Here is a 21,598-nt window from a genome sequence, read left to right as displayed (position 1 = left end):
TGGTAGTCTGGCGTCCCATCTTGAGATGAATAATCTCCCTCCTTCACCGAACCAGATAATCACGGAATCTGCATGACGCGTTATATTTTCGTCACCGGCGGTGTCGTGTCCTCATTGGGGAAAGGTATTGCGTCTGCCTCACTGGCAGCCATCCTTGAGGCACGCGGCCTGAAGGTCACCATTCTCAAGCTGGACCCGTACATCAACGTGGACCCCGGCACCATGAGCCCGTTCCAGCACGGTGAGGTTTTCGTCACCGAAGATGGCGCGGAAACCGACCTCGACCTTGGCCACTACGAGCGTTTCATTCGCACTCCAATGACCAAGCGCAATAACTTCACCACCGGCCGGGTGTACGAAGAGGTTATTCGCAAGGAGCGTCGGGGCGATTATCTGGGTGGTACCGTTCAGGTCATTCCGCACATCACCGATGAAATCAAACGCCGTGTGGTGGAAGGCGCAGCCGGTGCCGATGTGGCATTGATTGAAGTTGGTGGCACGGTGGGTGACATCGAGTCCTTGCCCTTCCTGGAAGCCTGCCGTCAGCTGAAGGTGGAAGTAGGCTCCCAGCGTGCACTGTTCATGCATCTGACGCTGGTGCCGTACATTGCTACCGCCGGCGAGATCAAAACCAAGCCGACCCAGCATTCCGTGAAAGAAATGCGCTCCATCGGCCTGCAGCCGGATATCCTGCTGTGCCGCTCTGAACACGAAGTGGATGCCAGCTCCCGTCGCAAGATTGCCCTGTTCACCAACGTGGAAGAGCGTGCGGTCATTCCGATGCAGGATGCCAGGTCCATCTACGCCATTCCGCGCATGCTGCACGAATACGGGCTGGACCAGCTGGTGATCGAACGCTTCGGTCTCGATGCCCGTGAAGCAGACCTGAGCGAATGGGACGCGGTTGTGGATTCACTGATGAATCCGCAGGATGAAGTCACCATCGCCATGGTCGGCAAGTACATGGAGCTGCTGGACGCCTACAAGTCCCTGATCGAATCCCTGCTGCACGCCGGTATCAAGACCCGCACCAAGGTCAACATCAACTACATCGACTCCGAAGACATCGAACGCGACGGCACCTCCGTGCTGGAATCCGCCGATGCCATTCTGGTGCCCGGTGGCTTTGGTGAGCGTGGCGTGGAAGGCAAGATCCGCACCGTACAGTACGCCCGTGAAAACAAGGTGCCGTATCTGGGCATCTGCCTGGGTATGCAGGTGGCGGTTATCGAATACGCCCGCAACGTGGCCGGCCTGAAAGACGCCCACAGCACGGAATTCCGTGAACACACACCGGAGCCGGTTGTCGGCCTGATCACCGAATGGCTCGATGCCACCGGTGAAAAAGAAGAGCGCACCGAAGAATCCGACCTCGGCGGCACTATGCGTCTGGGGGCCCAGGATTGTGTGCTGACCGAAGGCTCCACCATCGTTGGCTGTTACGGCAAGAAGACCATTCGTGAGCGCCATCGTCACCGTTACGAAGTCAACAACCACTTCCTGCCGAGACTGGAAGAAGCAGGCCTGCAAATCTCCGGCCGCTCTGCCGATGGCAAACTGGTTGAAGTGGTGGAAGCACCTGATCATCCCTGGTTCGTGGCCTGCCAGTTCCACCCGGAATTTACCTCAACACCCCGCGACGGCCATCCGCTGTTCAAGGGCTTTGTTGAAGCCGCGCTGGCGAACAAGAAAGGATCCTGATTATGGCGCGCAGCAACCTGAACGTCTCGGGCATTGAGATCGCCAACGATAAGCCGTTTGTGCTGTTCGGCGGCATGAACGTGCTTGAGTCCAGGGAACTGGCGTTTGAAGTCGCGCAAAAGTATGTGGATGTCTGCACTCGCCTGGGCATCCCGTACGTATTCAAGGCGTCCTTCGACAAAGCCAACCGCTCATCCGTCAACTCCTTCCGCGGCCCCGGCCTCGACAAGGGGTTGCAGATCCTGGCTGATATCAAGAGCAAGTATGGCGTACCGATCATCTCGGACGTGCACGAGCCCGGCCAGGCTGCCCCGGCGGCGGAAGTCTGCGACATCATACAGTTGCCTGCTTTCCTGAGTCGCCAGACTGACCTGGTGGTGGCCATGGCCAAAACCGGTGCGGTCATCAACATCAAGAAAGCCCAGTTCCTGGCACCCCAGGAAATGAAGCATATCATCACCAAGTGCGAAGAAGCCGGCAACGACCAGATCATCCTCTGCGAACGCGGCACCAGCTTCGGCTACAACAACCTGGTGGTGGACATGCTCGGCTTTGGCATCATGAAACAGATGAACGTGCCGGTGTTCTTCGACGTCACCCACGCCCTGCAGATGCCGGGCGGTCGTGCCGACTCCGCCGGCGGGCGTCGTGCCCAGGTCACCGACCTGGCCCTGGCGGGAATGTCTCAGGGCCTGGCGGGCCTGTTCCTTGAGGCTCACCCAGACCCGGATAACGCCAAATGCGATGGCCCCTGCGCGTTGCGCCTGAGCCAGCTGGAACCGTTCCTTGAGCGAGTGAAAGCTGTCGACGATCTGGTAAAAAGTTTTAAACCTATCGACACCGCCTGATTGGCGGTGTTGGCAATTTAAAAGCCCGCAGATTTCTGGCGTTAAACAGTTTGACGGCATACTGCAGGTTTCGTGAGCAAACGGCTGGAAGGCCTTGGCGAAAATTTCGAAGGCCAAGGATGGCCTGAGAGAAGCGCACATGGATGTGCTCGTAGCGGTTTTCGCCAAGGCCTTCCAGTTGTTTGCTCTTGCACCAAAATTCAAAGCTTGTTCAGTGTTTAGAAGATAAAATCTGGAGAACCATACGAATGACCAAGATTGCCAACATCAAAGCCCGTGAGGTTCTGGATTCCCGTGGTAACCCCACCGTGGAAGCAGACGTCATCCTGGAAGACGGTACACTGGGCCGCGCTTGCGCACCGTCCGGCGCCTCTACCGGTTCCCGCGAAGCTCTGGAACTGCGCGATGGTGACGCCTCCCGTTACCTCGGTAAAGGTGTTCGCAAAGCCGTTGAAGCCATCAACGGTCAGATTCGTGACGCCCTGCTGGGTAAAGATGCCGCCGACCAGCGCAGTCTGGACCAGATCATGATCGACCTGGACGGCACCGAAAACAAAGCCAACCTGGGCGCCAACGCCATCCTGGCCGTATCCCTGGCTGCTGCCAAAGCCGCAGCTGTCTCCCTGGGCAAGCCTCTGTATGAGCACATCGCCGATGTAAACGGCACCTCCGGCAAATTCTCCATGCCGGTGCCGATGATGAACATCCTCAACGGTGGTGAGCACGCCGACAACAACGTCGACATCCAGGAATTCATGGTCCAGCCGGTCTCCGTGAACAGCTTCGGTGAAGCCCTGCGCGTTGGTGCCGAAATCTTCCATAGCCTCAAGAAAGTGCTGAAGGCCCAGGGCCTGAATACAGCCGTAGGCGACGAAGGCGGTTTTGCCCCCAACCTGCCGTCCAACGAAGCAGCCCTGGCGGCGATCAAGGAAGCCGTCGAGAAAGCCGGTTATGAACTGGGCAAAGACGTCACTCTGGCGCTGGACTGTGCCTCTTCCGAGTTCTACAAAGATGGCCAGTACCAGCTGTCTGGTGAGGGCAAGAGCTTCGATTCCGAAGGCTTTGCCGATTACCTGTCCGGCCTGTGCGACCGTTACCCGATTGTGTCCATCGAGGATGGTATGGACGAGAGCGACTGGGACGGCTGGAAAGTGCTGACCGACAAACTGGGCAGCAAGGTTCAACTGGTCGGGGATGACCTTTTTGTCACCAACACCAAGATTCTGAAGCAGGGTATCGAGAAGGGCATTGGTAATTCCATTCTGATCAAGTTCAATCAGATCGGTAGCCTGACCGAGACTCTGGATGCCATCAAGATGGCTCAGGATGCTGGCTACACGGCGGTCATTTCTCACCGCTCCGGTGAAACCGAAGATACCACCATTGCGGATCTGGCCGTAGCTACCTGTGCTGGCCAGATCAAGACTGGTTCTCTGTGTCGTTCCGACCGGGTTGCCAAGTACAACCAGCTGCTGCGTATTGAAGAGGCGCTGGAAGGCAAGGCACCATACCGTGGCCTGAGCGAAATCAAAGGTCAGGGTTGAGGATTAGCGACGTTTTCTGACCTGCCGGTCCATTCCGGCAGGTAACAAAATGTTAAGGCCATCGCGTTCTGAATGAAAATTCAGACACGATGGCCTTTTTGTACAGTGACTTACAGAAAATTGTTGCTAATCTACTATAAGGTCTATACTTGACCCTCGACTCGTTTATTTTGTTGTTCATTTTCTGTACGGATTCGGCATGAAATCGCTTTGGGCCATTCTGGTAGTGCTGATACTCCTGCTGCAGGTTCGCCTGTGGATCGGGGAGGGCAGTTTTGCGCAGGTGTGGGCCCTGGAGCAGTCGATTGCCGAGCAGCGGGAAGAGAATGCCGAGTTGGCGGCCCGGAATGACCGGCTTTATGCGGAGGTGCGGAATCTTCGCAATGAGCAGGGCGCCGTTGAGGAGCGGGCCCGGATGAATCTTGGCCTGATTCGTGAGGATGAGACGTTCTTTCTCGTTGTTGAAAATTGATTTCAGACCCGGGTGGTGCGAGCGCCGGGGAGTGTCTCTCCGGGAACCGCTACAAGCACATCCATGTGCGCTTCTCTCAGGCCATCCCTGGCCTTCGAAATTCCCGGAGAGACACTCCCCGACGCTCACCTGACCTTTGAAGTGCCGTCCCATGAAAAATGCAGATCTTTGGCTTATTGTCCCCGCCGCCGGTATCGGCCAGCGCATGAACGCCGAATGCCCCAAGCAATACCTCAAAATCAATAACCGTTTCATCCTGGATATCACCCTGTCCCGTTTGTTGGACAACGCCCCGTTTAAAGGTTGTATGGTGCCGCTGAATCCGAAGGACCACTGGTGGCCGGAGAGTGAGTCGGCGAGGGATGATCGGGTGCAGACCTGTAGTGGGGGCAAAGAACGGGCGGATTCGGTGTTGTCGGCTCTGGTAGCCCTGGAGGGGCAGGCGGCGGATAATGACTGGGTGCTGGTACATGATGCGGCGCGGCCCTGTGTTCATTCTGAAGATCTGTCCCGTCTAATTGAGACGTTGTCTGAGCATCCGGTGGGTGGTTTGCTGGCTGCGCCGGTGGCGGACACGTTGAAGCTTGCCGAGGCCGGATCATTGCCGGTGGTGAGTGAGACCATTGACCGGAGCCGGTTGTGGCGGGCGTTGACGCCGCAGATGTTCCGGTTCGGAGCGTTAAAACAGGCGTTGTCATTGTGTCTGGAACGTGGCCAGGCGATTACGGATGAGTCCTCTGCCATGGAGTTTTCCGGTAACATGCCGGTTCTGGTGGAAGGGCGCCCGGATAATCTGAAGATTACGGTCCCCTCGGATCTGGCGCTGGCGGAGTTTATCCTCGGACGTCAGTGATTCCCTGCATTCTGTTCTGTTTTCGGAGATGATCATGCGCATTGGTCAGGGCTTTGATGTCCATGCCTTCTGTGAGGGCGATTCTGTCATTCTTGGGGGTGTGACAATTCCCCATAGCCACGGTCTGAAGGCGCACTCGGACGGGGATGTTCTGTTGCATGCGCTTGCGGATGCGCTGTTGGGCGCGGTGGCGCTGGGTGATATTGGCCATTTCTTTCCGGATTCCAGCGAGGAGTGGGCCGGCGCAGACAGCCGGGATTTGTTGCGGCGGGTGATGCAGCGGGTGCTGGATGAGGGCTACGCGGTTACCAATATTGATTCCACAATCATTGCCCAGGCGCCGAAAATGGCGCCCCATATAGAGGCGATGCGGATGAATATTGCCGAGGATCTGGGCGTGCCGGCTAATCGGGTGAGTGTGAAAGCCACCACCACAGAAAAGCTGGGTTTTACCGGGCGAGGGGAAGGTATTGCCTGTCAGGCGGTGTGTCTGCTTGAGGCGGTTTCCCAGTGAGTGAGGATTCTCAGTGGCTGTTGGACTGGCCGGTGTCTGGCGGAGCCCGGGTTGGTCGTGCTGAACTGAAAACGTCGCCAGAGGATTTCCGGGTTACGGAGTTGCTCTGGCCGGAGCGGGAGGACGATGCCGCGGCGCCAGGTCCGGTTGAGGTATCCGGCGACGGTGAGCACCTTTGCCTCCGGCTGGAGAAAACCGGTGACAATACCGAGTACGTCGCCCGGGAGCTGGCGGCTCTGGCGGGCTGTCGTTCTTTCGATGTTGGTTTCTGTGGCCTGAAAGACCGGCATGCGGTGACGGTTCAGTGGTTCAGTCTTTATCGGCCAGGCCAGGAGGCGGACGATCAGGCGTTGATGGCAGAGGTTGGCCAGCGTTGGCCGGTTCGGGCCGCGGTTCGCCATTCCCGCAAACTGAGGCGGGGTGATCATCAGGCCAATGGTTTTGAGATTGTGCTGCGCAATGTGACGGGCCAGCGCGAGCTTGTGGAAGCCGGGCTTGAGCGGTTGGCGAGTCAAGGTGCTCCGAATTATTTTGGTCCCCAGCGGTTCGGTTTTCAGGGAGGGAATCTCGACCGTGCGGTACAGATTGATCCCTCACGGCTCAATCGCAAGCGCGGACGCGCTGGCAGAAGCGCGTCGAAAAACGTATTGTACTTTTCGGCGGCACGTTCCTGGCTGTTCAATCAGGTACTTGCGGAGCGGGTCAGCAATCGAACCTGGACCGAGGTGTTACCGGGAGAGCCGGAACCCTCAGGTGCCGGGCCCACCGGACCACTCTGGGGCGATGGCGGTACGCTGGCCTCGGGCGAGCAGGAAACCCTTGAGCGTGGTGTGGTGGATGCCTGCCCGGGGTTGGCCAGGTTGTTCCAGTCCACCCGCATGAAACCGGAGCGGCGCCCCCTGGTTGCCCACCCGGGTGAGTTCAAATGGCAGTGGCTGGATACCACCACCCTGCGAGTTCAGTTTGTGTTGTCGCCCGGGCAATACGCCACAACGGTATTGGGCGACCTTTTCGAGCTTGAGGACCTGAGCCTCAGCCGTGATAACAAGTAGTAAGGCTAGCGGAGATAATTGTGCGAATTCTGTTGTCCAACGACGATGGCGTTCATTCGCCGGGTCTGGTGGCGCTGTATGAGGGTCTGAAGGGCCTCGGGGAGCTGAAAGTTGTTGCCCCGGACCGGGATCACAGCGGTGCCAGTAATGCCCTGACACTGAACCGGCCTCTTACGGTAGAGCAGCATCCCAATGGTTTCCGGTCTGTCGACGGAACGCCAACAGATTGCGTACACCTGGCCGTTAACGGTCTGTTCGACACGGCGTTTGACCGGGTTGTATCGGGCATCAATACCCACGCCAATCTTGGTGATGACATCATCTACTCGGGTACGGTGGCCGCGGCTACAGAGGGGCGCCATCTGGGGCTGCCTGCCATTGCTGTATCGCTGGTCAACAATGGCCACTTCCATTACGACACGGCTGCCCGGGTAGTGCGGCTGTTGCTGGAGTACAAGCAGGCCCTGAAACTGGGCCCCCGTTCCATTCTCAATGTAAATGTGCCGGATCTGCCCTGGGAACGGCTTAGCGGGTTCCGCGTGACCCGTCTGGGGCACCGGGAACGGGCCGAAGGTGCGGTGCCGATGACCTGCCCGAGAGGCAAGCAGCGATACTGGATAGGGGCAGCGGGTCAGGGCGGAGATGCAGGCCCGGGTACGGATTTTCATGCGGTGCGTGAAGGCTATGTATCCATCACCCCGGTGCACATAGATATGACCCGGCACGAAGCCTTGTCTGGCCTCCGGGAGTGGGTTGACGGTATGGATGAGAGTACCGGAGGTCAGCCATGACGGCCCAGCTCGAAGGCATTGGTATGACATCACGGCGCACGCGCATGCGTCTGGTGCAGCGCCTGCGTGAGGGGGGAATAGAGTCTGACCGGGTGCTTGAGGTGATTGGCCAGGTGCCCCGGCATATTTTTCTGGATGAGGCGTTGTCACACCGGGCCTACGAGGATACTTCGCTGCCCATCGGGCATGGCCAGACTCTTTCCCAACCCTACATCGTCGCCCGGATGACTGAGCTGTTACTGGCCCATGCGCCGCAACGGGTGCTGGAACTGGGGACCGGCTCCGGTTACCAGACGGCCGTGCTTTCGCAACTGTTCCCCGAGATCTACAGCGTTGAGCGTATCCGCCCGCTCCAGGATCGCGCCCGGGACCGGCTGCGCCAGTTAAACGTGCGCAATGTCCTGCTCAAACATGCGGATGGTGGTATGGGCTGGCCAGAACGAGGGCCCTTCGATGGCATCATCGTAACGGCAGCCCCGGTGGAGGTTCCCAGAGAACTGCTGGATCAGCTGGCCGATGGTGGCGTGCTGATAGCCCCGGTGGGGGAAGAGAATCAGGTGTTGGTGGAGATTATCCGCAAAGGCAATCACTTTGAGCGCCACAATCTTGAACCGGTGCATTTTGTGCCTTTGTTGGGTGGAGTTATCCGTTAATGTCAGAATCGTTGGTATCGGGAACAGACCAAAGCCAGACTGAGTACCATCATCGCCTGCCGGCCATATTTCTCAGGGGTATGGCGATGGGCGCCGCAGATATTGTGCCTGGCGTTTCCGGTGGCACCATTGCCTTCATCACCGGTATCTACTTCCGGTTGCTGGAGGCCATCAGTGCCGCTCCCGTAGCCTTTGTGCGCCAGCTGGTGCGGGGCAATGTGGCAGGGTTCTGGCGTGCCATCGACGGGACGTTTCTGGTCTGTTTGCTGGCGGGGATTGTGTCGAGTATTGCCAGCCTGGCCTCTGTCATTACCTGGTTGCTCGAAACCCAGCCAGTTCTGATCTGGAGCTTCTTTTTCGGTTTGATTGTGGCCTCGGTCTGGCATGTTGGTCAGCAGGTCCAGCGGCCCCGGGCCGGTTTGCTGGTGCCGTTTGTGGCGGGGGCTGTCTTTGCCTGGTGGGTGACGACCTTGCCGGCCAGTGAACTTGCGCCCACGGGCATTGCCTTCCTGGGAGCTGGCGCGCTGGCTATCTGCGCCATGATTCTGCCCGGTATCTCCGGTAGCTTCCTGCTGTTGATTATCGGCATGTACGCCCCTGTTCTTGCCGCGATCAAAAACCTTGAAGTGACCCATCTGGGGCTGTTTGTGCTGGGTTGCCTGATTGGGTTGTTGTCGGTTGCGCGCCTGATTACGCTGGCCTTTCGGCATTTTCACGACACAGTGTTAGCGCTGCTCACCGGCTTTATGGTGGGCGCCTTGAGTAAGGTTTGGCCCTGGCAGGAAACCCTCAGCTGGCGTACCAACAGTGCCGGGCATCAGGTACCGTTGAGCCAGACCCCGGTGACACCGGAAACCTGGACAACGCTTTACGGGCAGGATCCCCAGATTCTGCTGGCGGTGTTAATGGCGGCGCTCGGGCTGGCGTTGGTATTAGTGATTGAATTGGCCGGCAAAAAGGCAAGGCCTGCGGAGAGTGGTTCGGCCTGAGCAAGAGAAAATGTTACCTGGCGCACAAAAAGACTGTTCCCGAGGGTAACAATCCTGTGCACAGGGTAACTTGGAATTGCCCGATAATCGTGCAATATATTAGTAAGTTAGTCCTGAATGATAAGAAACTGGATAAAATCAGGGCGATTCTTAAGACGGATTTTTCATAACCGGGCAGCTTTTAATACGTGACTCTTTTTAACGGGCGCATTCAATTCGAGCATTTCCCCGTTTGGTGGTCTGAAGTCCCGGCTTCTGAGCGCCGGAGCCCTCCATTGTTCCGGGCCATGATGACTGCGCTCCTGGCCGTCGCTGTGCTTGTGCTCTCAGGCTGCAATACCAGTGCAATCTATCAGGACGATCTGTATAACCCTCCGGTTTACTGGGGCTCCCATGTGGTCAAAAAGGGCGAAACCCTGTATCGGATCGCCTGGCAGTACGGCCGGGACTATCGGGAGCTGGGTAATGCCAATGGCATCGGGCCGCCCTGGAATATTCGTCCGGGGCAGGTGCTTCGACTTGATCGCAAGGGCACGATCCCCCGGACCGCGCGGACGACCGCGCCCTCCAGGCCCGCGGCATCACCACCCCCTTCCCGTTCAGGTGCAGGCGCGACGGTGTCGAAACCGGCTGCCAAACCCGCGACCTCCGCTCCGACGGCCAGGTCATCCGGTAGTCAGGTGGTGGCCAATGTGCGATGGCACTGGCCGCATTCTGGCACTGTAATTGCAAACTTTTCTTCGTCTGGCAAAGTCAATAAAGGCATTGATATCGCCGGCAATCCCGGTGATGCTGTCAAGGCGGCGGCTGATGGAAGCGTGGTGTACGCAGGAAACGGGTTGCTAGGTTATGGCAATCTGATTATCGTGAACCATAACGAACATTATTTGAGCGCCTACGCACACAATCGGAAAATTCTCGTTAAGGAAGGGGAGGGTGTGAAAGCTGGACAGGTAATCGCCGAACTGGGCAATACCGGAACCGACAAACCGAAGTTGCATTTCGAGATACGCAAGAATGGCAACCCGGTGGATCCATCCAGGTATTTGCCAAGGCGCTGAAAAACGCGCACGGGCCCGAGGCCCGGAGGGTATTACCCAACAGCCTGACTGAAACCGCGAAACAGAAGAACAAAAACGGCAACGGTAATTGCCAGCCAACAAGTAAATGTCCTGAAGAAAACCAAAACTGAAACACTCCCGGAATAAAAAGAAGTAGCGGGTGACAACAGGATTATTGAGAGGCGGGGTAAACAATGTCAGTAGAACAGGAAGATATCATCATTGATCGCGTAGCAGATCTGGAAGACGCCGACGATCAACTGTTAGCCGAAGACAAGCCTGAAAAAGCTTCTGCTGAAGACGAAACTGCAGAAGTCGAAGACGGATTTCCCGCACAGGGAAAGTACTACTCCAACCAGAAGCAGCTGGATGCCACTCAGCTGTACCTCAACGAAATTGGTTTTTCTCCCCTGCTTACTCCGGAAGAAGAGGTGTACTTCGCGCGGCTTGCCCGTAAAGGGGAAGAGAGCGGCCGTAAGCGCATGATCGAGAGTAATCTCCGGTTGGTGGTCAAGATTGCGCGCCGCTACGTCAACCGTGGGCTGACACTGCTTGATCTGATCGAGGAAGGCAACCTGGGGCTGATTCGGGCGGTTGAGAAGTTCGATCCCGAGCGTGGATTCCGTTTCTCCACCTACGCTACCTGGTGGATTCGCCAGACCATCGAGCGAGCCATCATGAACCAGACCCGCACCATCCGTCTGCCGATTCATGTGGTCAAGGAATTGAACCTGTACCTGCGGGCCGCCCGTGAGCTGACCCAGAAACTGGACCATGAACCGACCGCGGAAGAAATTGCCCGCATGGTCGACAAGCCGGTTGACGACGTAAAACGCATGCTCGGCCTCAACGAGCGCGTTGCCTCCATGGACACTCCGATCGGGGCCGGGAGTGACAAGTCCCTGATGGATACCGTGGCCGATGAGGGCGCGTCGGATCCTGCGGATCTGCTGCAGGACAACAACATGTGTTCATGCCTGGAGAAGTGGATTGATCAGCTCAGCGACAAACAGCAGGAAGTGCTTTCCCGCCGTTTCGGGCTGAGGGGCTATCCCATCAGTACCCTGGAAGAGGTTGGCCAGGAGATTGGCCTGACCCGGGAAAGGGTGCGGCAGATTCAGGTGGAAGCCTTGCGTCGCCTGCGGGAGATCCTTGAGAAAGAGGGATTGTCCGGAAGTCTGCTGTTCAAATAGACTGGATTGACGAGATCAGTGAAAAAGCCGGCCATGGAAACATGGTCGGCTTTTTTGTTAAATGTGGCGGCAAATGAGAACCAGGTGGCGATCAGGCCGCAAAGTTCGTTGTTAGAATGGGCCACCGGGCAGATCTAGGGAGTCGCCCTGGTGTCGAATGAAACACTCAATAATAACGATCGAAAGGAAAGGACTATGAAGAAGGCTCTTACTGCAGGATTTGCATCCCTTTTGCTAACCGGTGTTCTGTCAGCCCCGGCTTCCGCCCTGACCGTAGGGGATGTCGATGTGCCCGATACCTATTCTGCCATGGGGCAGGAACTCAAGCTCAATGGCGCCGGCACCCGTTCCAAGTGGTTTATGGATCTTTATGTGGGTGGTCTCTATGTACCTGAACAGGTGAGCGATGGCGAAGCGGTTATCAACGCTGATGAGCCCCAGGCCATCACGCTGCACATTACCTCGGGGATGATCACCAGCGAGCGCATGACCGAGGCGACCATGGACGGCTTCAAGGCATCCACCGATGGTGACCTGTCTGCTATCCAGTCGGATGTGGACCAGTTCATGGCGGTATTCCAGGAAGAGATCACCGAAGGTGATGTGTTTGATCTGGTTTACCTGCCCGGCGAAGGCGTTCGCGTACTCAAGAACGGCGAGCAGAAAGATACCGTTGGCGGCCTGGAGTTCAAGAAGGCGCTGTTTGGTATCTGGCTGTCAGACAAGCCCGCCCAGGAAGACCTGAAAGAGAAAATGCTGGGCCAGCGTTGATCGCAACCCAGATCTGAAAAAGCCGGCATTCGCCGGCTTTTTTTTGTTCCTGTCAGTTCGCTTTCAAGACAGTCTACTGGTAGTCCCGCTTCTGCTTGAATTCGCACAGATCCTCAATAATGCAGGCGCCACATTTTGGCTTTCGGGCTGTGCAGGTATACCGGCCGTGAAGGATCAGCCAGTGGTGAGCGTCCATCAGGAACTCTTTCGGCACCAGCCTGAGCAAGCGTTTCTCGACTTCCAGTACATTCTTGCCCGGCGCGATACCGGTACGGTTGGAGACCCGGAAAATGTGGGTGTCCACGGCCATGGCTGGCTGCCGGAACGCTGTGTTCAGCACCACATTAGCCGTTTTACGGCCGACGCCGGGCAAGGCTTCCAGGTCTTCCCGCCGGGCCGGGACTTCACTGCCGTGTTTCTCGATCAGAATGCGGCAGGTCTTGATCACATTCTCGGCCTTGCTGTTAAACAGCCCGATGGTCTTGATGTATTCCTTCAGGCCGTCAACGCCCAGGGCAAGAATGGCCTCGGGCGTGTTCGCTACCGGGAACAGCTTGTCGGTGGCCTTGTTCACGCCTACGTCTGTGGCTTGAGCGGAGAGAATGACCGCAATCAGTAGCTCAAATGGCGTGCTGTAATTGAGCTCCGTGGTCGGATTGGGGTTAGCGTCCCGCAACCGGGAGAAAATCTCGGTACGTTTTTCTTTGTTCATGCTGGCCCGATCTGGTTCAGGAAATAGTGCCGGTTACGCGCACCCGTTTGCTACCTGTGCTGGCCGGAGCGGGTTCGGCGGCTTTTCTGCGTTCTTTGAGGTGATTGTCGATGCCGTTCTTCAGGGCAATCAACAACCCGAGGCCCACAAAGGCGCCCGGTGGAAGCACCATGAACAGCATGTCGGGGTACTGTTCGAGCGGCCGGATGACCCAATCCGCCGCCATGGGGCCGAGGAGCAGGTGCATGTCGGCGAACAATGTGCCCTGGCCGATCAGTTCCCTCATAGCGCCCAGGGTCATCAATACCGCAAGGAAGCCGATCCCCATCATGGCGCCGTCCAGAATGGCCGGTAACGGTGGATTCTTGGAAGCAAAGGCATCGGCACGGCCAAGAATGGCGCAATTGGTAACGATCAGCGGGATGAAGATGCCGAGAATCTGGTACAGCTCATAGGTGAACGCTTGCATCAGCAGTTCGGCGCAGGTTACGAACGAGGCAATGATCATGACGAACGCCGGCAGTCGAACGGATTCGCTGACGAAGTTCCGGATAAGGGAGACCGACAGGTTTGAGCCCATTAACACCAATAGTGTGGCCAGGCCCAGGCCGATGGCGTTGACGACCGTGCTGGTGACGGCAAGCAGCGGACACAACCCGAGAACCTGCACCAGGGCAGGGTTGTTGTGCCAGAGGCCATCCTTGATGATTTCGCTGGACGTTTTCGTGCTCATGATCAGGAGTGCTCCGCTGGTTGAGTATCGGCGGCAATGGCTTCCGGAGACAGGCGGCGCTTACCGGGCTCCGGGGGCGCGTTCACCCGTTCGCGGATGATCTCACGGTTCTGGCGAAAATAGACCAGGGTTTTCTGTACCGCTTTCACTACGGCTCTCGGAGTGATGGTGGCTCCGGTGAACTGGTCGAAGATGCCACCGTTCTTCTTCACGTTCCAGGCGTTGGGGGCAGGGTTACCGAGAGACTTCCCGTCAAACCCATAGATCCAGTCAGACTTGCGGGTTTCGATACGATCGCCAAGCCCCGGTGTTTCCTTATGGCTGGTGACCCGAACCCCCAATACCCGGCCTTGAAGATCCAGGCCAACCAACAGGCGGATATTACCGGAGTAGCCGTCTGGTGCCACGGTGGGCAGTATCATGCCGATAGGCCGGCCGTCTTTTCTGGCAACCCAGGCCCGCACGGGGCCTTCAACGGGTAGCCGCTCGCTGGCAGGCAGGGCGACCACATCTTTCAGCAGGTCATTATCATGCTGGCTTTCCGGAATAATCTCGAACAGTGCCCTGGCCTCGGCGCGGGCCGCCTGCTCCTGAATCCGGTCTTTGGTCAGCCCCTGAGTCAGGGCAATGGTGCCGCCGGTAATAATGGCAAACAGGCCCAGGCCGATGGCGCTTCGACGGATGGCGGTGGTTACTGCACTCATGGTCAACCTCCACTCCGGCCCGGGACACCCCGGCGGGCCTTGTGATGGCCGTAAGTGCGGGGTGGTGTGTAATGGTCGATAAACGGGACCGCGAAGTTCATCAGTAGCACGCTGAACGCGACCGCATCGGGATAGTTGCCCCAACTGCGAATCAGGTACACCAGGACACCGATGCCGGCACCGTATATCAGCTTGCCCTGATGGCTGGTGGCTGCCGAAACCGGGTCGGTGGCAATAAAGAACGCGCCAAGCATGGTACCACCGGCCAGCAGGTGCAGTTGCAAAGGCGCGTACTGGTCGGCGTTGCTGCCAAAGGCCAGGCTCATGGCGGCAATACCGGCCAGGAAGGCGACCGGAATATGCCAGGTTATGATTCTAAGGGCGATCAGCAGGACGCCGCCGGCCAGGAAGGCCAGATTGACCCACTCCCAGCCCCGGGCAATCAGGTCGCCAAAGGTGGGGTGGCCGAGCACTTCCACTGACGTGTGACTGGCAATCTTGTGTTTGTATTCGTCCAGCGGTGTTGCCATGGTCCAGCCGTCGACGGCGGTCTGGCCCCCGGTGAAAATCTTCGCGAGGGTCTCACCGAAGCCGGGCGCGCCGCCCCAGAGCGTGGCTGCTTCGGCCCAGTTGGTGGTCATGGCGACCGGAAACGAGATCAATGCCAGGGCATAGCCCACCATGGCCGGGTTAAAGGGATTGGAGCCCAGACCACCGTAAAGCTGCTTGGCCACTACGATTGCTGAGACCACGGCAATACCGGAGACCCACCAGGGCGTGAACTGGGGCAGGGATAGCCCGAGCAGCAGGCCGGTGACCGCCGCGGTGTTGTCACGCAGGAAAAAGGCGACGGGTTTGCCGCGCAGCTTCAGGAAGGCGGCTTCAGAGCCCAGCGCCAGGGCAATGCACCAGACGACATTGATCAGGTTGCCCCAGCCAAAGAACAGAGTCTGGGCCAGCAGGCCGGGCAGAGCGGCCAGAATGACCCAGAGCATGACCCGTGACGTGGGCCGCGCGCGACGAGCATGGGGTGAGGACTGTTGAACAAGAGCCATGAAGTTCCAGCCTGATTGAATTATTGAGACGACGCGGGTTCTTCCGCCACTTGCTTGCGAGCCTGATCAAGCGCCTGCTGAGCCCGTTGCACCCGATCATGGTTCTTGGCGACAGCACGTTCCAGTTTCTCAACATTATCCGCCTGCTGAGACCGGGCCTCATCGAGCATGCCCTGCATGGTGTTGAGCTTGGCTTCTGCCTGGGTGAGTTGCTTCTCCAGCGCCTCTATGTCGGGTTTGTCATCGGCCACTTCAGTGCTGCTCGGTACCGGTTGCTCTTTGGTGTCGGCGGCTGTTTTGGCCTTCTTGCGTTCCAGGGCCTGCTGTACCAGGGCGGCTTTGGCTGCCCGGTCGTCGCTTGCCTGGCCATCGGCGGCGGCCATTTCTGCTTCCGCCTGCTTTTTGGCCTGAGCTTCGGCAGCAGCCTTGGCCCGCTCCTTGCGCCGTAATTCCTTTTCCTGTTGCTCCCGTTCCAGGCGGGCCTGACGTGCCTCGAAGCGCTCGCGAGCGCGATCCGCTTTCAGCTGTTCCGCGCGCTGGGTGCGAATCTCGCCTTTGGCAAACCGATAGTACTGGACCAACGGAATGGAGCTGGGGCAGACGTAGGAACAGGCTCCGCATTCGATGCAGTCGAACAGGTTCAGGTGTTCTGCTTTCTCGAATTCACCCGCCTTGGAATACCAGAACAATTGCTGCGGCAACAGTTCCATGGGGCACGCCTCGGCGCACTGTCCACAACGGATGCACGGCTGCTCTGGCGGCGGAGCCGGCAGTTCTGCCGCGGTTGCCGCGATCACGCAGTTGGTGGTTTTTACCACGGGCACGGAATCGGTGGTCAGGGTATACCCCATCATGGGGCCGCCAAGAATCAGCCGCTCAAGACGTTCCTGCGCCATCCCTGCCGTTTCGAGCAGGTGATGGATCGGCGTGCCAATCAGGACTTCAAAATTGCCGGGTTCCCGCACGGCCTCGCCGGTAACGGTTACCACACGGGATATCAGCGGCTTGCCCTCAAAGACAGCACGGCCCACGGCGACGGCAGTTCCGATGTTCTGGCACATCACCCCGATATCGGCAGGAATACCGCCACTGGGGACTTCCTGGCCGGTCAGAATCTGTATCAATTGTTTTTCACCACCAGACGGGTACTTGGTGGGCACCACCGCAATTTCAATCTGAGTGCCCGCCACCGCCTTGCGCATGGCGGCAATGGCCTCGGGCTTGTTGTCTTCAATGCCGACAACGCACCGGGAAGGCCGGAGAATCCACGCCATCACTTTCAGGCCGGCAACCACCTCGGCGGCCTGCTCGCGCATGGTCATGTCATCGGCGGTGATGTAGGGCTCGCACTCCGCGCCGTTGAGAATCAGGGTATCGACCTTGCGATCCCTTGGTGGCCTCAGCTTGATATCGGTAGGGAAACCGGCGCCCCCCATGCCGGAAATGCCGGCCTCGCGAATTCGCTGCAGCACCGCTTCCCGGTCAAGTTGTTTGTAATCGTCAATCGGTGACAGGGCGCACCACTGGTCTTCGCCATCCGGTTTCAGTACCACGCACCAGTCCGCCATACCGGACGGGTGGGGAACCGGACGCTGTTCAATGGCTTCGATCACCCCCGAAGTGGGAGCATGCACCGGCACACCCATGCCATTGGTAACGTCTGCGATTTTCTGACCTTTCAGCACCCGGTCGCCCACCGCAACCACCAACTCTGCCGGTTCGCCGATGTGTTGTTGCAATGGCAATACCAGGCGATCGGGCATGGCGCCCTTGCGGATCGGGCGGGCCGTGGACTGATGCTTGTTCTCGGGCGGATGAATGCCGCCGGTGAAATCCCACAGCTGAGTCATCAGGCGCTGGCTCCCTGGCGATCGGTGGCGATGATTTGGGGCGCTGGAGGTGTCCAGGTCCAGGTACGGATATCCGGCTCGATGGTGATCATGTCGATGCAATCCACCGGGCAGGGTTCCACGCACAAGTCACAGCCGGTGCACTCGCTTTCGATGACGGTGTGCATATGCTTGGCGGCCCCGAGGATGGCGTCTACCGGGCAGGCCTGGATGCACTTGGTGCAGCCGATGCATTCATCTTCACGAATGACTGCGACACGCTTGGCCTGTTCAACGCCGTGTTCGGCGTCCAGGGGCTGGGGTTCTACATCCAGCAGGTCTGCCATGGCCTTGATGGTGCTTTCGCCGCCTGGCGGGCACTTGTTGATGGCTTCGCCTTGGGCGATAGCTTCGGCGTAGGGGCGGCAGCCGGGGAAGCCGCACTGGCCGCACTGGGTCTGCGGCAACAGTGAATCGATCTGGTCTACCAGCGGATTGCCTTCAACCCTGAACCGCTCAGCGGCAAACCCCAGCAACCCGCCAAAGACCAGCGCCAGTGCCAGCAGAACCACAACGGCAATCAGAAAGCTTGTCCACATAAAACAATTGCTCCGTCAGACCGTAACCAGGCCGGTAAAGCCCAGAAACGCCAGCGACATGAGACCTGCGGTAATCATACCAATGGCGGCGCCACGAAAGGCAACCGGTACATCAGACACGGCAATCCGCTCGCGCATGGCCGCAAACAGCACCAGCACCAGGGAGAAACCGGCCGCTGCGCCAAAGCCGTACAGCACGGATTCAACGAAGTTGTTGTTTTTATTCAGGTTAAGCAGGGCCACGCCCAGAACCGCGCAGTTGGTGGTAATCAGCGGCAGAAAAATACCGAGTACCCGGTACAGCAAGGGGCTGGTTTTGCGCACCACCATTTCGGTGAACTGAACCACCACCGCAATTACCAGGATGAAGGTGATGGTTTTCAGGAAAGCCAGGTCCAGCGGTGCCAGCAGATAGGTATAGGCCAGGTAACTGCACACCGAAGACAGCGTCAGCACAAATGTGGTGGCCAGCGACATACCCATGGCGGTTTCCAGTTTCCCGGAAACCCCCATGAAGGGGCACAGTCCCAGAAACTGCACCAGCACGAAGTTGTTCACCAGAATGGTGCTGACCAGTATCAGCAAATACTCTGTCATCGGAGCGTCTCAGCCTTGCTGCTTACATTACCCGCATGCCGGGTGTGGCGCCGGAATCCGGAGACAGGATGAAAATCTCTTTGCCACCCGGGCCTGCGGCCAGAACCATACCTTCAGACATGCCGAACTTCATTTTCCGGGGTTTCAGGTTGGCCACCATCACGGTCATACGGCCTTCCAGGTCTTCCGGTTTGTAGGCGGACTTGATACCAGCAAACACGTTGCGTTCGCCATGGCCTATATCAAGTGTCAGGCGAAGAAGCTTGTCTGCGCCTTCCACATGCTCGGCTTTGACGATCTTGGCGACCCGCAGGTCCACCTTGGCAAAGTCGGGGAATTCGATCTCCTCAGCCACAGGTTCCAGGTCTGCGGTCGGCGCCGCTGAGGGCTGACCGACGGCTGCCGGCATTTCTTCTTTCGAAGCGTCCAGCATTTTCTCAATCTGCGCCATATTCACCCGGTTCATCAGCGGCTTGAACTTGTCGATGCCGTGATTTTCCAGCAGGGCGGCGCGGTTGTTCCAGTCCAGGCGGGAGTTCAGGAACGACTGCGCGGCATCTGCTGTCTTCGGCAGCACCGGTGCCAGGTAAGTCATCAGCAGGCGGAACATGTTCAGGGCGTTGGTGCAGATGGCCTGCAGCTTGTCGTCCTGGCCTTCCTGCTTGGCAATCACCCAGGGCTGCTCATCGTTCACATACTGGTTAGCAATGTCTGCCAGCTCCATGATCCGGCGCATGGCACGGCCGAACTCGCGGGCTTCGTAGAACTCGGCGATCTGCTCACCGGCATCGATAAACTCTTTCAGTTTGTCCTGCTCGGTGACCTTGCCCAGCTTGCCGTCGAAGCGCTTGGTAATGAAACCGGCACTGCGGCTGGCGATGTTCACCACCTTGCCGACCAGGTCCGAGTTCACCCGTGCGGCAAAGTCATCCAGGTTCAGGTCCATGTCATCAACGCCACCGGTCAGCTTGGCGGCGAAGTAGTAACGCAGGTATTCCGGGTCCAGGTGATCCAGGTAGGTGCGGGCCATGATGAAGGTACCGCGGGACTTGGACATCTTCTTGCCGTTCACCGTCACGAAGCCATGGGCCCAGACCGCGGTTGGCGTGCGGAAGCCTGCATCGTGCAGCATCGACGGCCAGAACAGGGCATGGAAATTGATGATGTCCTTGCCGATAAAATGGTACACCTCGGCGCTGGAATCCTTCTTCCAGAAATGCTCGAAATCGATGCCTTCGCGGTTGCACAGGTTCTTGAAGCTGGCCAGGTAGCCGATAGGCGCATCCAGCCACACGTAGAAATATTTACCGGGTGCATCCGGAATCTCAAACCCGAAATAGGGCGCATCCCGGCTGATGTCCCACTCCTGCAGGCCCGCATCCAGCCACTCAGCCAGCTTGTTGGCCACCTGGGGCTGCAGGGCACCGCTGCGGGTCCACTTGCTCAGAAAATCGTGGAACTCCGGCAGTTTGAAGAAGTAATGCTCGGATTCTTTTTCCACAGGGGTAGCGCCAGACACCGCAGAGCGGGGATTGATCAACTCGGCGGGTGTGTAGGTGGCGCCGCAGGCCTCACAGTTGTCACCATACTGGTCTTCGGTTTTGCACTTGGGGCAGGTGCCTTTGATGAAACGATCCGCCAGAAACATCTCCTTTTCCGGATCAAAGAACTGCGTGATCTTGCGCGTGGCAATGTGATCATTGTCCTTGAGCTGGCGGTAGATGTACTCCGAGAAGTACTGATTCTCCTCCGAGTGCGTGGAGTAATAGTTGTCGAAACGGATGTGGAAGCCCGCGAAGTCTTCCTGATGCTCCTGACGAATCCGGTCGATCAGCTGCTCCGGGGTAATTCCCTCACGCTCGGCCCGCAGCATAATGGCGGTGCCGTGAGCATCGTCTGCGCAAACGTAGTAGCAGTTGTGGCCACGCATGTTCTGGAAGCGCACCCAGATATCGGTCTGAATGTATTCCAGCAGGTGCCCCAGATGAATGGGCCCGTTGGCGTAGGGCAGGGCGCTGGTAACCAGAATATCGCGCTGTTGCTTGCTCGCTTGCGTCATGGTGATGTCCGAACCTTATGTTGAGTCGGGTTGGAAAGACAAAAACGGGGTTCCGGCGCCAATCGCAATTGATTGTTCCAGGTAAAGACCCCATATGGTCAGAAACGGGCACAGATGATACCTTCCGAGCCATCATTTTTCACCTGCATTCAAGCTTATGAGCTTATTCCGGAGACTCCGATGACCCAGATTTCCCAACAGGCCCTAGAAGCCGCCGTTCGCGAATACCGGGACCCCTACCTGAACAAAGACCTGTACGAACTGGGAGCTGTGAAAAACCTGAGCGCAGACGACAGCGGCAACGTGACCCTGATGGTCGAACTGCCATACCCTTCAAAAGGCATCGCTGGTGGCCTGAAACAGATCGTCGCCAACGCTCTGGAATTTGTCGATGGCGTTGAAAGTGCCGAGGTACACGTAGCCCAGAAAATCCACAGCTACAAAACCAACAAAGACCTGCCGGCCGTCCCCGGTGTGAAAAACATCATCGCCGTCGCCTCCGGCAAGGGCGGTGTGGGCAAATCCACCACCGCCGTCAACCTCGCTCTCGCCCTGCACGCCGAAGGCGCCCGGGTCGGCATCCTTGACGCCGATATCTACGGGCCCAGCATCGGCATGATGCTCGGCGTACCCGAAGGCAAACGCCCGGACGTACGCGAAAACAAATACTTCGTCCCCATGCTGGCCCACGGCCTGCAAGCCAACTCCATGGCCTTCGTCACCACCGACAAAACCCCCATGGTCTGGCGAGGGCCCATGGTCAGCGGTGCGGTGATGCAACTGCTCCAACAAACCCTGTGGGATGAACTCGACTACCTCATCATCGACATGCCTCCCGGCACCGGCGACATCCAGCTCACCCTGGCCC

General features: G+C 58.2%; 22 protein-coding genes. 14 read left to right on the top strand and 8 right to left on the bottom strand.

All coding sequences use genetic code 11. From position 1 onward, the window contains the following. The first annotated feature begins 72 nt into the window (after positions 1-72). The 13 genes from B3Y70_RS16575 to B3Y70_RS16515 all read left to right on the top strand — a co-directional run bounded on the left by B3Y70_RS16575 (position 73) and on the right by B3Y70_RS16515 (position 12,442). Positions 73-1,701 carry a CTP synthase gene (locus B3Y70_RS16575; protein ID WP_011784435.1) on the top strand — a complete coding sequence of 543 codons (1,629 nt, stop codon included), beginning with the start codon at positions 73-75 and terminating at the stop codon, positions 1,699-1,701. A gap of 2 nt (positions 1,702-1,703) precedes the next feature. Next, positions 1,704-2,549, top strand: coding sequence for a 3-deoxy-8-phosphooctulonate synthase (kdsA, locus tag B3Y70_RS16570; protein WP_199451760.1), 846 nt, complete (start codon positions 1,704-1,706; stop codon positions 2,547-2,549). A 248-nt stretch (positions 2,550-2,797) separates the two neighbouring features. Then, positions 2,798-4,093, top strand: coding sequence for a phosphopyruvate hydratase (gene eno / locus B3Y70_RS16565; protein WP_011784437.1), 1,296 nt, complete (start codon positions 2,798-2,800; stop codon positions 4,091-4,093). A gap of 199 nt (positions 4,094-4,292) precedes the next feature. Beyond that, positions 4,293-4,565: a septum formation initiator family protein gene (locus B3Y70_RS16560; RefSeq protein WP_011784438.1), complete on the top strand. Its 273-nt coding sequence runs from the start codon at positions 4,293-4,295 to the stop codon at positions 4,563-4,565. A gap of 151 nt (positions 4,566-4,716) precedes the next feature. Beyond that, the gene (gene ispD, locus B3Y70_RS16555; RefSeq protein ID WP_153741322.1) at positions 4,717-5,418 is read left to right on the top strand and encodes a 2-C-methyl-D-erythritol 4-phosphate cytidylyltransferase; all 702 of its coding nucleotides are present in this window, start codon (positions 4,717-4,719) and stop codon (positions 5,416-5,418) included. Between the two features lie 34 nt (positions 5,419-5,452). Continuing rightward, complete coding sequence (gene ispF / locus B3Y70_RS16550; RefSeq protein WP_023007896.1) at positions 5,453-5,932, top strand: 2-C-methyl-D-erythritol 2,4-cyclodiphosphate synthase; 480 nt, start codon at positions 5,453-5,455, stop codon at positions 5,930-5,932. Further along, positions 5,929-6,984 carry a tRNA pseudouridine(13) synthase TruD gene (gene truD / locus B3Y70_RS16545; RefSeq protein WP_286895034.1) on the top strand — a complete coding sequence of 352 codons (1,056 nt, stop codon included), beginning with the start codon at positions 5,929-5,931 and terminating at the stop codon, positions 6,982-6,984. The genes ispF and truD overlap by 4 nt, the downstream gene beginning before the upstream one ends. A 20-nt stretch (positions 6,985-7,004) precedes the next feature. Next, on the top strand, positions 7,005-7,775 hold the full coding sequence (surE, locus tag B3Y70_RS16540; protein WP_011784442.1) for a 5'/3'-nucleotidase SurE: 771 nt from the start codon (positions 7,005-7,007) through the stop codon (positions 7,773-7,775). After that, complete coding sequence (locus B3Y70_RS16535) at positions 7,772-8,428, top strand: protein-L-isoaspartate(D-aspartate) O-methyltransferase (protein ID WP_011784443.1); 657 nt, start codon at positions 7,772-7,774, stop codon at positions 8,426-8,428. The genes surE and B3Y70_RS16535 overlap by 4 nt, the downstream gene beginning before the upstream one ends. Then, positions 8,428-9,417 carry a DUF368 domain-containing protein gene (locus B3Y70_RS16530; RefSeq protein ID WP_011784444.1) on the top strand — a complete coding sequence of 330 codons (990 nt, stop codon included), beginning with the start codon at positions 8,428-8,430 and terminating at the stop codon, positions 9,415-9,417. The genes B3Y70_RS16535 and B3Y70_RS16530 overlap by 1 nt, the downstream gene beginning before the upstream one ends. Positions 9,418-9,692: 275 nt before the next feature. Next, positions 9,693-10,478: a peptidoglycan DD-metalloendopeptidase family protein gene (locus B3Y70_RS16525; RefSeq protein ID WP_011784445.1), complete on the top strand. Its 786-nt coding sequence runs from the start codon at positions 9,693-9,695 to the stop codon at positions 10,476-10,478. A gap of 194 nt (positions 10,479-10,672) precedes the next feature. Continuing rightward, entirely contained in the window at positions 10,673-11,671 is a 999-nt protein-coding gene (rpoS, locus tag B3Y70_RS16520) for an RNA polymerase sigma factor RpoS (RefSeq protein ID WP_011784446.1), read from the top strand. Between the two features lie 195 nt (positions 11,672-11,866). Then, positions 11,867-12,442 carry a chalcone isomerase family protein gene (locus B3Y70_RS16515; protein WP_011784447.1) on the top strand — a complete coding sequence of 192 codons (576 nt, stop codon included), beginning with the start codon at positions 11,867-11,869 and terminating at the stop codon, positions 12,440-12,442. Between the two features lie 73 nt (positions 12,443-12,515). On the opposite strand, the gene nth is transcribed toward B3Y70_RS16515, so the two are convergent. The 8 genes from nth to metG are packed head-to-tail and all read right to left on the bottom strand — an operon-like array spanning position 12,516 to position 20,730. After that, entirely contained in the window at positions 12,516-13,154 is a 639-nt protein-coding gene (nth, locus tag B3Y70_RS16510) for an endonuclease III (RefSeq protein ID WP_011784448.1), read from the bottom strand. Positions 13,155-13,170: 16 nt separating this feature from the next. Continuing rightward, entirely contained in the window at positions 13,171-13,887 is a 717-nt protein-coding gene (locus tag B3Y70_RS16505) for an electron transport complex subunit E (RefSeq protein WP_011784449.1), read from the bottom strand. A gap of 2 nt (positions 13,888-13,889) precedes the next feature. Beyond that, positions 13,890-14,591: an electron transport complex subunit RsxG gene (gene rsxG / locus B3Y70_RS16500; RefSeq protein WP_011784450.1), complete on the bottom strand. Its 702-nt coding sequence runs from the start codon at positions 14,589-14,591 to the stop codon at positions 13,890-13,892. Positions 14,592-14,593: 2 nt separating this feature from the next. Next, entirely contained in the window at positions 14,594-15,646 is a 1,053-nt protein-coding gene (gene rsxD, locus B3Y70_RS16495; RefSeq protein WP_011784451.1) for an electron transport complex subunit RsxD, read from the bottom strand. A 20-nt stretch (positions 15,647-15,666) separates the two neighbouring features. Then, positions 15,667-17,496 carry an electron transport complex subunit RsxC gene (gene rsxC / locus B3Y70_RS16490; protein ID WP_011784452.1) on the bottom strand — a complete coding sequence of 610 codons (1,830 nt, stop codon included), beginning with the start codon at positions 17,494-17,496 and terminating at the stop codon, positions 15,667-15,669. Beyond that, on the bottom strand, positions 17,496-18,074 hold the full coding sequence (gene rsxB, locus B3Y70_RS16485) for an electron transport complex subunit RsxB (RefSeq protein ID WP_199451764.1): 579 nt from the start codon (positions 18,072-18,074) through the stop codon (positions 17,496-17,498). Before rsxB ends, rsxC begins: the two co-directional genes overlap by 1 nt. A gap of 15 nt (positions 18,075-18,089) precedes the next feature. Continuing rightward, the gene (gene rsxA, locus B3Y70_RS16480; protein ID WP_022990084.1) at positions 18,090-18,671 is read right to left on the bottom strand and encodes an electron transport complex subunit RsxA; all 582 of its coding nucleotides are present in this window, start codon (positions 18,669-18,671) and stop codon (positions 18,090-18,092) included. 22 nt (positions 18,672-18,693) lie between these two features. Next, the gene (gene metG / locus B3Y70_RS16475; protein WP_286896635.1) at positions 18,694-20,730 is read right to left on the bottom strand and encodes a methionine--tRNA ligase; all 2,037 of its coding nucleotides are present in this window, start codon (positions 20,728-20,730) and stop codon (positions 18,694-18,696) included. A gap of 180 nt (positions 20,731-20,910) precedes the next feature. Here metG and B3Y70_RS16470 point away from each other — a divergent pair. Then, the coding region (locus B3Y70_RS16470; protein ID WP_288590135.1) for a P-loop NTPase at positions 20,911-21,598 on the top strand (688 nt) is incomplete at its 3' end.

This window comes from Marinobacter sp. UBA5687, assembly GCF_002420325.1.
In the GTDB taxonomy this organism is placed as follows: domain Bacteria; phylum Pseudomonadota; class Gammaproteobacteria; order Pseudomonadales; family Oleiphilaceae; genus Marinobacter; species Marinobacter nauticus.
The sequence above is the reverse complement of the archived record's forward strand: the minus strand, read 5'-3'. Positions and strand labels throughout refer to the sequence as shown.

Coding starts and splice junctions, on each gene's coding strand:
- ispD (WP_153741322.1), top strand. CDS start 4,717: ATGAAAAATGCAGATCTTTGGCTTATTGTCCCCGCCGCCGGTATCGGC.
- rsxA (WP_022990084.1), bottom strand. CDS start 18,671: ATGACAGAGTATTTGCTGATACTGGTCAGCACCATTCTGGTGAACAAC.
- rsxD (WP_011784451.1), bottom strand. CDS start 15,646: ATGGCTCTTGTTCAACAGTCCTCACCCCATGCTCGTCGCGCGCGGCCC.
- B3Y70_RS16515 (WP_011784447.1), top strand. CDS start 11,867: ATGAAGAAGGCTCTTACTGCAGGATTTGCATCCCTTTTGCTAACCGGT.
- metG (WP_286896635.1), bottom strand. CDS start 20,730: ATGACGCAAGCGAGCAAGCAACAGCGCGATATTCTGGTTACCAGCGCC.
- B3Y70_RS16505 (WP_011784449.1), bottom strand. CDS start 13,887: ATGAGCACGAAAACGTCCAGCGAAATCATCAAGGATGGCCTCTGGCAC.
- rsxB (WP_199451764.1), bottom strand. CDS start 18,074: ATGTGGACAAGCTTTCTGATTGCCGTTGTGGTTCTGCTGGCACTGGCG.
- rsxG (WP_011784450.1), bottom strand. CDS start 14,591: ATGAGTGCAGTAACCACCGCCATCCGTCGAAGCGCCATCGGCCTGGGC.
- B3Y70_RS16530 (WP_011784444.1), top strand. CDS start 8,428: ATGTCAGAATCGTTGGTATCGGGAACAGACCAAAGCCAGACTGAGTAC.
- rpoS (WP_011784446.1), top strand. CDS start 10,673: ATGTCAGTAGAACAGGAAGATATCATCATTGATCGCGTAGCAGATCTG.
- kdsA (WP_199451760.1), top strand. CDS start 1,704: ATGGCGCGCAGCAACCTGAACGTCTCGGGCATTGAGATCGCCAACGAT.
- rsxC (WP_011784452.1), bottom strand. CDS start 17,496: ATGACTCAGCTGTGGGATTTCACCGGCGGCATTCATCCGCCCGAGAAC.
- eno (WP_011784437.1), top strand. CDS start 2,798: ATGACCAAGATTGCCAACATCAAAGCCCGTGAGGTTCTGGATTCCCGT.
- B3Y70_RS16560 (WP_011784438.1), top strand. CDS start 4,293: ATGAAATCGCTTTGGGCCATTCTGGTAGTGCTGATACTCCTGCTGCAG.
- B3Y70_RS16575 (WP_011784435.1), top strand. CDS start 73: ATGACGCGTTATATTTTCGTCACCGGCGGTGTCGTGTCCTCATTGGGG.
- nth (WP_011784448.1), bottom strand. CDS start 13,154: ATGAACAAAGAAAAACGTACCGAGATTTTCTCCCGGTTGCGGGACGCT.
- ispF (WP_023007896.1), top strand. CDS start 5,453: ATGCGCATTGGTCAGGGCTTTGATGTCCATGCCTTCTGTGAGGGCGAT.
- B3Y70_RS16535 (WP_011784443.1), top strand. CDS start 7,772: ATGACGGCCCAGCTCGAAGGCATTGGTATGACATCACGGCGCACGCGC.